We start from the raw sequence: 10,714 nt of genomic DNA, 5'->3' as shown, positions 1-10,714 counted from the left end.
GCGGGTCGTCGCTGCTATCGGCCGGCGATGCCGTACCAGCCCTTCAGAGTGTCGAGCTGCATGCGCATCTGCGGTGCGAGATCGCCGTCGCCCGCCTCGTCGATGAGCGTTGTAAGATCGTCCGTGTGCCGGGAATCGATCTCCGCCATCTCGCGTTCGAAGGCGCTGCGGATCTCGGCCTCCCGGGCGAGCCCGTCGACATAGGCCTCCGAGGCATCGGGATCGAGCACCGCGAGATTGCACAAGGTGGCGTGCAACGCCTGAACCTCCGCCTGCGCGCGCACCAGATCCGCCGTCGCCTCGCCCGAGGCGGCCGCCACCTCGCCGCCGCCGTTCGAGACCTGCCAGAGCGCCATCTGGCATTCCTGCATGCGCTGCCAGGCATCCTGCATCTTCGCGCGCAGAGCCTCGCCACGCGCGGCGAGCCGGCCGTTCACCTCGGCGCGCAGCGCGCCGAGCTCGGCATTGGCATGGCCGCAGAGCTCGTGGGCGCTGCGCATCCGCGCGAGCTGGGCTCGGTGCAATTCCACCTGGAGCGCCGCAAAATCTACCTCGCCCGCGCCCGGAGCCGCCGTTGCCTTCGCCGCGGCCGCATCCTTGCGCGCCCGCCCCTTGCCGCCGCCGGCCTTCGCCGCGCCACCAGTGCCTTCGGTATCCTTGCTGTCTTCCGCCATCGTCATCCCTCCTCAGAAACCGCCCCCTGCGGAAACCGGACGCCGCGCAACGCGCCGACCACCCGGGCGAACAGGCTCAGATTGCCGTCGAGACGCGCGAACGATCCCGGACCGCCGCCTCGGCTCCAAGTCCGAGTGCCGCGTCCCCCGCGCACATATCCTTGAGAATTTCTTCCGCGCGGATCGGCATCAGCGACAGCAGGATCTCGCTCAGGCCATGCGTGTGCTCGCAGTAGCCCTGCATGTAGATCTTCGGCGAGAAGCCCTCCCGGCGTTCGATGTAATAGTCGCGGGCGAAGGCGTAGCGGCCCTGTGCGTCGCGCTCGAGATAGGGCTCAAGCCGCGCCAGAAGCGGCTCCGGCATCGGGTAGTGATAGCCGGTGGCGAAGATCACCGCGTCATAGTCCTCGTGACGCGTCTCCCCGCCCAGCAGGTCGCGCAGCGCCACATGCACCCGCCCGCCGTCCTCACGCGCCTCCAGCACCTCAGCGAACCGAAGGATCTTCAGCCGATTGCGACCGCTCGCGCGGTCCTGATAGATCGCATCGTAGAGCACCGGCAGAAGGTCGAAGTCGACCGCCGCATGGGTTACGTCGGCGTGGCGGTCGAGGAGCCTGCGTCGCATCTCGTCCGTCGCCTCGTAGAACATGTCCACGGCTTCGGGAAAGAAGATCTCGTTGACGAAATGGGTGTCGTCCTGCGGCTTGAAGCCGAAGCCGCGATGGGCGACGGAAATCTCCGCGTTGGGATAGGCGTTGATCGCATAGTGGAAGACATCGCCCGCCGTCTGCCCCGCGCCAACCACCAGAATGCGGTAGCGCCCCTCCGGGGACGGACAGTTGCGCTCGACGCTGGACTTGGTGCGGCTCGAGTGGGCGATGCGTCCGCAGGCCGTCTCGGCGATGCCGTTGGGCATGCGCGGCCGGCCGCCAACACCGACCGAGATGTTGCGCGCCCGAAGCACAGAGACCTTGCCGCTCTCCGTATCACGCGCCGTGAGCCGCAGGAGACCAACGCTCCCGTCCGCCGCCTCGACCGGCTCGACCTCCTCCACCTGCAATCCATAGGAGACCTGCCTGGCAAAGAAACCCGCAACCCACAGGTAGTAGTCGCTGAACTCCTTGCGGGACGGGAAGAAGGTGCGCAGGTTGATGAACTCGTGCAGCCGCTTCTGCTCGAACAGATAGCTGAGGAAGGTGAACCGGCTTTGCGGATTGCGCATCAGGGCGAGATCCTTGAGGAAATTCACCTGAAGCTTGGAGTCGGGAAGCAGCATGTCCGGATGCCAGACAACTTCCCGTCGCTGCTCCAGAAAAACCGGTTGCGAGAGTGGATAGCCACCGTCCTCGGACATCTCGCGGGCCGCGACCGCAATCGCCAGATGCGACGGCCCGAAGCCAATGCCAACCAGATCGTGAATATGGTCGTAAGGTGCTGTGAGCATGGCCCAACCCGCGTTCGAAAAGAAATTGACGCAGAATAAAAATTCAAAACTGACGTTACGTAGATTACATTCACACCCATTAACCATCAAGTGAAAATCGTATTTATTGCTACCTATGAGGGAATTATATGTCTTTCGACCTTGGAAACCCAGTTGATTCAATGTCCATCCGAATTTCGGTGGGGCATGAATCATATTCCTCAAAATTAGGCACCGCATTCTCTTGAGACCCGGGGGAATTTTGAAGTCGGATCACGCTTTTACCGATCTGCGCAGCTCTGCCGGAAGGCACGCGACCTCCCGACAGAGCCGATGAATGGAACGTCAGCCATACAGGCTCAATCCGCGGTCTCCCGGGCCCGGGTGCGGAATGGGCAGCCGCTTGCCGGCGGCTCGTTGGTGTCCTTCAAACCGTATTGCCACCATTCGATCTCACCTGCCTCGTAGGAGCCGAGCATCGGACTGTGCGGCTGGCCGTCGTAGTCCTCGATCCGCGTGCGAATGCGTTCGCGGATCAACCGCCCCTGTGGATTGTCGCCGGCGACGACATCGAAACGCTCCCGCGGATTGATGACAAGGGTGAGAGCCGGGCCGAGATTGCGGCTTTGCCGGATCCGGTGGGCCGGGCTGCTCATGTTGACGAACAGCTGCATGCCGTCGAAGCACATGGCCCAATAGGGCGAGTGCGGATCAAGGGAAACGCCCTCAGGCCACGCGGCACGGTCGTTATCGTGCCAGTGTTGCAACACCTGCCAGCCGAAACGGTGGTAGTCCTCGACGGTCTCGCCATGCACATTCTCCGGATTGAACAGCATCACCAGCGGTTCGGCCGTCGCAACGTCGCCATCCCAGGCGCGCGCGCGCGCCAGATAGGCAAGGAGATCCCGGGCTCCCGCATCGAGCGAAGCCGCGTCCAGCCCTTCCGCGAAGGCGAACAGGATGCGGCCCCGCCGGCAGGCAGCCTGGGAAAAGAAGCAAGGAAAGCCGGAGGGCGGACGAAGCCTGGCGAGAAGCGCGCGGGCCGCCTCCCTTTGCCAGCCCTTCATTCCCTTCGCCTCGGCGGATTCGATTTCAGCCTGGTATCTCAATGTCATGGCAGGGCTTCCTCCTGATAGCCCGCCCCCGTCCCGGGGCGCGGGCGGGTTCAGGCCGACCCGGGAGCCCTCGTCGAGGTGCGCCCGTGAAAAGGGACGGCCAAATCGGATTTTCTGACTGGAATTAACCGCGGGCGGGACGCGGCAAACGGAAGAGCACGCGAAGGGACCGGCCCGCCGACCTGCGCCAGGGCACCCGCTGCCCGCAGCAGCGGCGGGAGGCGCGCCGACCGCCTCGAAGTTCCCGCGCCCGGTCTGCAGCCTTCGGTCATGTGCCGCCATCCCCGGCTGCGGCACAGCCAGGGCGCCCCGTCCTCTTTCACAGCCGCGTGCCTCGCCCTCGGGTTCCCGGACAAGGGCGGCATGTGCCCGTGAGTTGTGCCCCCATCCTAGCGCAACTATTTTGAAAGGCGCGTGGCGATCAATCGACGGAAAGGGGGACGACGGCGGGGAGCGAGACCTTCGGCCGCGGGCTCGGTGACGTGTGGTGGTGGCCGGGCGAGCCGATGCGCGGGACGAGGTCGACGTCGATGGCCGATTGCACCCTGCCGGGCAGCGCGCTACGACTAGATTCCCCTTGCACCTTCAGGATCTTCCCATGTCTCAGGAAACCGGCGAAAGCCTGCCCGAAACGCCGGCGATCATCATCGACGAGGCGATTGCCCAGGCCAATATCGCCCGCCTGCAGGCCCATTGCGACGCGCGCGGCGTCCGCCTCCGGCCGCACATCAAGACGCACAAGCTGCCGCGCTTCGCCCGCGCCCAGGTCGAGGCCGGCGCAAGCGGCATCACCTGCCAGAAGATCAGCGAAGCCGAGATCATGGCGGATGGCGGGATCGACGACATCCTGATCACCTACAACATCGTCGGAGACGCAAAGCTGAAGCGTCTGCGCGCACTGGCCGGGCGCCTGCGCCACCTCGGCGTCACCGCCGACAGCGCCGCGACCGTCGACGGGCTGTCGTCCGCCTTTGCAGACGAGCCCCGCCCGCTCGAGGTGCTGGTGGAATGTGACACCGGAGCCGGACGCTGCGGCGTGCAGACGCCGCGGGAGGCTGCCGATCTCGCCGCCCGGATCAACGCCGCACCTGGCCTGTCCTTCGGCGGGCTGATGACCTTTCCCGCCGTCGGCGACATGACCGGCGTCGCCCGCTTCATGCGTGAGGCACTTGCCCTGCTCGATGAACGCGGGATCGCCTGCCCTGATGTGTCGAGCGGCGGCACGCCGGACATGTGGAAGGCCGGAGACGAGGACATCGTCACCGAGTACCGGGCGGGAACCTACATCTTCAACGACCGCGCCGTGGTCGCCAGCGGCGCCTGCACGCTCGAAGACTGCGCGGTGAAGGTTCATGCAACGGTGGTTTCCACCCCGACACCGAACCGAGCCGTGGTCGATGCCGGCTCCAAGACACTGACCACCGACCTTTTCGGCCAGACCGGCCACGGAACCGTGATCGGCCATCCCGAGGCGAAGGTCGTCGGCCTCAGCGAGGAGCACGGCGTCATCCACACGCCGAAGGCTGGCAGTTTTCAGGTGGGCGAGCGCATCGAGATCGTGCCGAACCACGTCTGCGTCGTCGTCAACATGTTCGACACGGCATGGCTGCGCCGCAAGGACGGCACGCTCGAGGAAATCGCCATCGACGCGCGCGGCAAGGTCACCTGAGCGACCGGGAGGCTCAGGCCGGCTCGAACTCGTCCGGATCGAAAAAGTCGGCGTGGGCGGCGCGGATTTCCGAGATGATGCCGGCGATCCGGCTCAGGTGCGCGCGCATGCGGGAGATGGCGAGCGTCTCGTCGCCATCACGCATCGCCTCCAGGATCTCGACGTGGTCGACAAGCGCGAGCCGCGCACCGTTTTCCAGCGAGAGATAGCGCACCCGGTCCATGTGAGCCTTGTTGTCGCGGATCAGCGCCCAGACATGGCCATGGCCGGCAAGTTCGCAGATGCGATTGTGGAAGGCATCGTCGAGCGCGTGGAAGCCCGGGCGGTCGTCGTCCTCCACCGCCAGGCGCTGCTGCGCGATGAGATCGGCGAGGTCCGTCAGCGCCGCACCGTCGACATTGGCCATGGCCGCACGCATGATCTCCAGCTCCAGCGCGGTTCGCACGAACCGCGCGCGCAGCACGGCCTCCACCGAGATCGGCGTGACGACGGTGGCGCGCTGCGGGCGCACGAGCAGGAAGCCCTGCTGCGACAGCCTGTAGAAGGCATCGCGCACCGGTTGCCGGCTGACGCCCATGCGCCGCGCCACATCCGCTTCCGACAGTTTGGTGCCCGGCAGCAGATCGAGACCGACGACACGGTCGTAGAGTTCCTGGAACACGAGGTCCGTCACCGACGGCCCGCGCGTCAGGTCGAGCGTCCTGAGTTTGATCTGCTCGTTCATGCCAGCCGGCACTCCCCCGTCGAACCCGTTTCGTTTCAAGTTTCCTGTCCCCTCCCGCTGGCGGACGGCTCGGCTTATGGCATTCGCCGGCGGTCAACACCAGCACCCGCACGCCCCCAGCCCTCCCGCGCAGGAGACAACGGACGCCGCGGTCGTTTTCCACCACCCGCCGCCATCGCTTGCGTCCAGGGGTCGCAGCGGAAAATTCTCGCAGGCATCGCCAGCGCCACCCCGCTAGTGTCGCAAGTCGCGAGTCATCGCGCGATCACCTGCGCGCGATCCTCCTTCGCCAGGTCACGCTCCGCCGCCACTTACCGTCCGGCAGCCCGGATCCGCCTGTCGCGAAGCGTGATTGACTCCGCTTGCAGACTAACATATTAGCTTACTAGACGATCTGCCACCCCAAAATGCGGCCTGCCCGCCGGGGGGCATCTGGAGGTCAGAATGGCGCTTTTGAGCGACGACCGGTTGTTTCCGGTCGAGGAGAAGACACGCGGGCTCGCCCGCTCGATCTATGGAACGATCAAGGATCTTCCCATCGTCAGCCCGCATGGGCACACGGACCCTGCATGGTTCGCGTGCAACGATCGTTTTCCCGATCCCGCCCGGCTCTTCGTCGTGCCGGATCACTATGTCTTCCGCATGCTGTGCTCGCAGGGCGTCCAGCTCGCCGACCTTGGCGTGCCGCGCGCCGACGGCGGCTCAACCGAGCAGGATCCACGCCGGATCTGGCGTACCTTCGCGACCCACTTCCATCTCTTCCGCGGCACCCCCTCGTCCATGTGGCTGAACCACGCCTTCCAGGAGGTTTTCGGCCTGGACGTGCCGCTTTCGGCCGACACCGCCGACCACTGTTACGATCACATCGACGCCTGCCTGGCGCGGCCGGAATTCAGGCCACGCGCCCTGTTCGAACGCTTCAACATCGAGGTGATCTCGACCACCGAGGCCGCGCTCGACCCGCTCGACCACCATCGCGCGATCCGCGACAGCGGCTGGGGCGGACGCGTCATCACCGCCTATCGGCCGGACAGTGTCATCGATCCCGAGTTCGAGGGCTTCGTCGACAATGTCGCGGCCTTGGGGCAGCTCACCGGCGAGGACACCACGACCTTGGCCGGCTATCTCGCCGCCCATCGCGCCCGCCGCGCCTATTTCAAGACATTCGGCGCCACCTCCTCGGACCACGGCGCACCGAGCGCGCGCACCGAGGACCTTCCCCGCGCCGAGGCGGAGCGGATCTTCGGCAAGGCGCTGTCCGGCACCTGCACGGCGGAAGAAGCGGACGCCTTTCGCGGCCACATGTTGACCGAGATGGCGCGCATGAGCCTCGACGACGGGCTGGTGATGCAGATCCATCCGGGCTCGTTCCGCAACCATTCAAGCCTGGTCATGGGGCAGTACGGGCGCGACAAGGGCTTCGACATTCCAACACGCACCGACTACGTGCGCGCGCTCAAGCCGATGCTTGACGCCGTCGGCATGGAACCGGGCCTGACGATCATCCTCTTCACGCTGGACGAGACCGCCTATTCGCGCGAGCTCGCCCCGCTTGCCGGCGTCTATCCGACGCTGCGCCTCGGCCCGCCGTGGTGGTTTCACGACAGCCCGGAAGGCATGCGCCGTTTCCGCGAAATGGCGACCGAGACGGCCGGTTTCTACAACACCGTCGGCTTCAACGACGACACGCGCGCGTTCTGTTCGATCCCCGCCCGCCACGATGTGGCGCGCCGGGTCGACGCGGCATTCCTCGCAACACTTGTCGAGACCGGGAGGCTCGGCGAGAGCGAGGCATACGAGGTCGCACATGACCTCACTTATCGCCTGGTGAAGGGAGCCTACAAACTCTGACGTCATCAGGTCGGTTCGGTTTTCAGGGAGGAACTGAGCATGACTTTCATGAAGAGCATGACCGCAGCCTTTGCGCTGCTTGCCGCCTCGACCCTCACGGCCGGGGCGGCTGACAAGATCCTGAGGTCCTCGGACACGCATCCCGACGGCTACCCCACCGTGGAGGCGGTGAAATACATGGGTCAGCTTCTCGAGGAACGCACCGGAGGCCGCCTCGGCATCGAGGTCTTCCATTCCGCCCAGCTCGGGCAGGAAAAGGATACCATCGAACAGACGCAGTTCGGCGTCATCGACATGAACCGCGTCTCGCTGGGGCCGTTCAACAACATCATCGAGGAGACCCAAATCCCCTCGTTGCCCTATATCTTCCGTTCGGTCGACCACATGCACAAGGTCATGGACGGCCCCGTCGGTGACGAGATCCTCGCCGCTTTCGCCGATCACGACCTGATCGGCCTTGCCTTCTACGATGGCGGATCGCGGTCCTTCTACAACAGCCAGAAGCCGATCAAGTCCATGGACGATCTCTCGGGCATGAAGTTCCGGGTGATGCAGTCCGACCTTTTCGTCGACATGGTCGGCGCGCTCGGCGCCAATGCCACGCCGATGCCCTATGGCGAGGTCTACTCCTCGATCCAGACCGGTGTCATCGACGGCGCGGAGAACAACTGGCCGTCCTTTGAGAGCTCCGGCCACTACGAGGTCGCCAAGTACTACACGCTCGACCAGCATCTGATCGTGCCTGAAGTGCTAGTGATGTCGAAGAAGTCCTGGGAGGCGCTGTCCGAGGAGGACCAGAAGATCGTACGCCAGGCAGCCCGGGACTCCGTGCCCCACATGCGCAAGCTCTGGGCCGAGCGTGAAGCGGCTTCCGAGGCGAAGGTGCGCGAGTCAGGCGTCGAGATCATCACCGACATCGACAAGACGCCCTTCATCGACGCGATGAAGCCGGTCTACGCGAAGTATGTCACCTCCGACAAGCTGAAGGATATGGTCGCCCGCATCCAGGCGACCGAGTAACTCAGCCGGCCCCGCGTGCCCGCGGCACGGCAGTGCGCCGTGGGCACGCTCCCGCCAGGAGAGACGACAGTGCAAATCCTGATGACTCGCGTTGCGAAGGTCACCGGGCGGATAGCAAGGATATCGCTTTGGCTTTCCGGAGCCGGCCTCGTCCTGATGACCGCCTTCATCACCATCCAGGTGTTCTTCCGCTACCTCCTCAACGACAGCCAGTCCTGGACAGAGCCGGCCTCGGTCATGCTGATGGGATGGTTCATCTTCCTGGGCGCGGCCGTCGGCATACGCGAGGGCTATCACCTGTCCTTCGACGTGCTGCTCTACGTGCTGCCCCAGCGCGTCAAGCTGGCGTTCTATTCGGTCTCCGATGCGGTCGTCGTCGCCTTCGGCGGCGGCATGATCTGGTTCGGAAGCCAGCTCGCGGAGAAGACCGCGGCCAACAAGCTCCCCTCGCTCGGCATCTCCGGCGCGTTCGACTTCCTGCCGCTGGTCGCCGGCGGCATCCTCATCATTCTGTTCTCGCTCGAACGCCTTGCACGCCGCGCCGCCGGCATGCCGACAGCGCGCTTCGGCGAGGTCGATCCGCAGGAGTGATCGCGTGGAACTCCTTGTCCTGTTCGGGTCCTTCACGGTCCTGCTTCTCATCGGCACGCCGGTCGCTTTCTGCCTCGGAGTCTCCTCCTTCGCGACGATCCTCTATATGGGCCTGCCGCCGGTTGTCGTCTTCCAGCGCCTGAACTCCGGCGTTTCGGTCTTCGCCCTGATGGCGATTCCCTTCTTCATTTTCGCCGGCGAACTGATGGTGCGCGGCGACATCGCCCGCCGCCTCGTGGCTCTCGCCGGATCGCTGGTCGGCCATCTGCGCGGCGGCCTCGGCCAGGTCAACATCACCGCCTCCGTCCTCTTCGGCGGCATCTCCGGCTCGGCCGCGGCCGATGCTTCCGCCATCGGCGGGCTGATGATCCCGCAGATGAAGGAGCGCGGCTACGACGTCGACTACGGCGTCAACGTCACCGTCGTCTCCTCGATCATCGCGCTGATGCTGCCGCCCTCACACAACATGATCATCTACTCGATCTCGGCGGGCGGGCGCATTTCCATCGCCGACCTCTTCACCGCCGGCATCATTCCCGGCCTGATCCTGGCACTGAGCCTGATGGTGTCCGCCTGGTACGTGGCGAAGCAGCGCGGTTATCCGGTCGAGCGCTTCAGCGGCTGGTCCGCCATCGGCGGGCTCTTCGTCAACGCCATCCCCGGCCTCGTGCTCATCCTCATCATCTTCGGCGGCGTACGCTCGGGCATCTTCACCGCCTCGGAGAGCTCCTGCATCGCCGTGGTCTACGCACTCTTCGTGACCGTGGTCGCCTACCGCACGATGCACTGGAACGCCTTCGTCGGCGCGACGACGGCGGCGGTGCGAACAACGGCCATGGTGTTGCTCGTGATCGGTTGCGCGGCCTCCTTCGGCTGGCTGCTGGCCTATCTGCGGGTGCCGGGAACCCTGGTTGCCCTGATGCAGCACGTCTCGGAAAATCCGATCGTCGTTCTGCTTCTGATCAACGTGCTGCTGCTGTTCCTCGGCACGTTCATGGACATGTCGCCGCTGATCGTCATCACCACGCCGATCTTCCTGCCCGTCGCACAGGCCTTCGGCGTCGATCCGGTGCACTTCGGGGTGATCCTGATCCTCAATCTCGGCATCGGGCTGTGCACGCCACCGGTGGGCGCCGTGCTCTTCGTCGGCTGCGCCGTGGGACGGATCACCGTCTGGGACGCGGTGAAAACGATCTGGCCGTTCTATTTCGCCGCCGTCTTCACCCTGCTTCTCGTCACCTACATCCCGGCGCTGTCCATGTGGCTGCCGTCGCTCTTCCACTGAGGAAACCTCCGCCATGTCGACCACCAGCCCGTTCCCAGCGGTTGCCGCCGATCCCGGCGTCACCCGCCAGGTGCTCGCCGAAAACCCGCAGATGATGGTCGTCTCCTTCACCTTCGAGGAAGGCGCGCAAGGCGCGCTGCACGCCCACCCCCACGTCCAGTCGACATACGTGGAACGGGGGCGCTTCTCCTTCACGCTCTCAGGCGAAACCTTCGAGGTCGGCCCCGGCGACAGTTTCGTCATCCCCTCGGGCGCGGTGCACGGCTGCCGCTGCCTGGAGGCGGGCCGGCTGATCGACGGCTTCACGCCGCGCCGCGACGATTTTCTCTGATCTCTGAAACCGAAGTCCCGAAAGGACACGC

Annotated in this window: 10 protein-coding genes; 6 read left to right on the top strand and 4 right to left on the bottom strand. The window is 65.2% G+C overall.

Annotated elements, in window-relative coordinates; all coding sequences use genetic code 11:
• Nucleotides 1-14: 14 nt before the first annotated feature.
• The 3 genes from ACN0WF_RS14315 to ACN0WF_RS14305 all read right to left on the bottom strand — a co-directional run bounded on the left by ACN0WF_RS14315 (nucleotide 15) and on the right by ACN0WF_RS14305 (nucleotide 3,212).
• Nucleotides 15-674 carry a hypothetical protein gene (locus tag ACN0WF_RS14315; protein ID WP_417773446.1) on the bottom strand — a complete coding sequence of 220 codons (660 nt, stop codon included), beginning with the start codon at nucleotides 672-674 and terminating at the stop codon, nucleotides 15-17.
• Nucleotides 675-750: 76 nt separating this feature from the next.
• Entirely contained in the window at nucleotides 751-2,118 is a 1,368-nt protein-coding gene (locus ACN0WF_RS14310; RefSeq protein ID WP_417773445.1) for a lysine N(6)-hydroxylase/L-ornithine N(5)-oxygenase family protein, read from the bottom strand.
• A gap of 338 nt (nucleotides 2,119-2,456) precedes the next feature.
• Nucleotides 2,457-3,212 (bottom strand): YqcI/YcgG family protein, encoded by a 756-nt coding sequence (locus ACN0WF_RS14305; RefSeq protein WP_417773444.1) that lies wholly within the window; start codon nucleotides 3,210-3,212, stop codon nucleotides 2,457-2,459.
• 598 nt (nucleotides 3,213-3,810) lie between these two features.
• Between ACN0WF_RS14305 and ACN0WF_RS14300 the strand changes: the two genes are divergently transcribed.
• Nucleotides 3,811-4,881: a D-TA family PLP-dependent enzyme gene (locus ACN0WF_RS14300; RefSeq protein ID WP_417773443.1), complete on the top strand. Its 1,071-nt coding sequence runs from the start codon at nucleotides 3,811-3,813 to the stop codon at nucleotides 4,879-4,881.
• A 13-nt stretch (nucleotides 4,882-4,894) separates the two neighbouring features.
• On the opposite strand, the gene ACN0WF_RS14295 is transcribed toward ACN0WF_RS14300, so the two are convergent.
• On the bottom strand, nucleotides 4,895-5,605 hold the full coding sequence (locus ACN0WF_RS14295; RefSeq protein WP_417773442.1) for a GntR family transcriptional regulator: 711 nt from the start codon (nucleotides 5,603-5,605) through the stop codon (nucleotides 4,895-4,897).
• A 444-nt stretch (nucleotides 5,606-6,049) separates the two neighbouring features.
• On the opposite strand from ACN0WF_RS14295, the gene uxaC reads away from it, so the two are divergent.
• From uxaC to ACN0WF_RS14270, 5 genes are all read left to right on the top strand, one after another.
• Nucleotides 6,050-7,456, top strand: a complete 1,407-nt coding sequence (uxaC, locus tag ACN0WF_RS14290; RefSeq protein ID WP_417773441.1) for a glucuronate isomerase — start codon at nucleotides 6,050-6,052, stop codon at nucleotides 7,454-7,456.
• 39 nt (nucleotides 7,457-7,495) lie between these two features.
• The gene (locus ACN0WF_RS14285) at nucleotides 7,496-8,476 is read left to right on the top strand and encodes a TRAP transporter substrate-binding protein (RefSeq protein WP_417773440.1); all 981 of its coding nucleotides are present in this window, start codon (nucleotides 7,496-7,498) and stop codon (nucleotides 8,474-8,476) included.
• Between the two features lie 81 nt (nucleotides 8,477-8,557).
• Entirely contained in the window at nucleotides 8,558-9,067 is a 510-nt protein-coding gene (locus ACN0WF_RS14280) for a TRAP transporter small permease (RefSeq protein WP_417773439.1), read from the top strand.
• Between the two features lie 4 nt (nucleotides 9,068-9,071).
• Nucleotides 9,072-10,352, top strand: a complete 1,281-nt coding sequence (locus ACN0WF_RS14275) for a TRAP transporter large permease (RefSeq protein WP_417773438.1) — start codon at nucleotides 9,072-9,074, stop codon at nucleotides 10,350-10,352.
• Between the two features lie 13 nt (nucleotides 10,353-10,365).
• Nucleotides 10,366-10,683: a cupin domain-containing protein gene (locus ACN0WF_RS14270; RefSeq protein WP_417773437.1), complete on the top strand. Its 318-nt coding sequence runs from the start codon at nucleotides 10,366-10,368 to the stop codon at nucleotides 10,681-10,683.
• The last annotated feature ends 31 nt before the right edge of the window (nucleotides 10,684-10,714 follow it).

This window comes from Stappia sp. (assembly GCF_048268045.1).
GTDB lineage: Bacteria > Pseudomonadota > Alphaproteobacteria > Rhizobiales > Stappiaceae > Stappia.
Note: the sequence above shows the minus strand (reverse complement) of the source record. Positions and strands in the feature narration are given on the sequence as shown.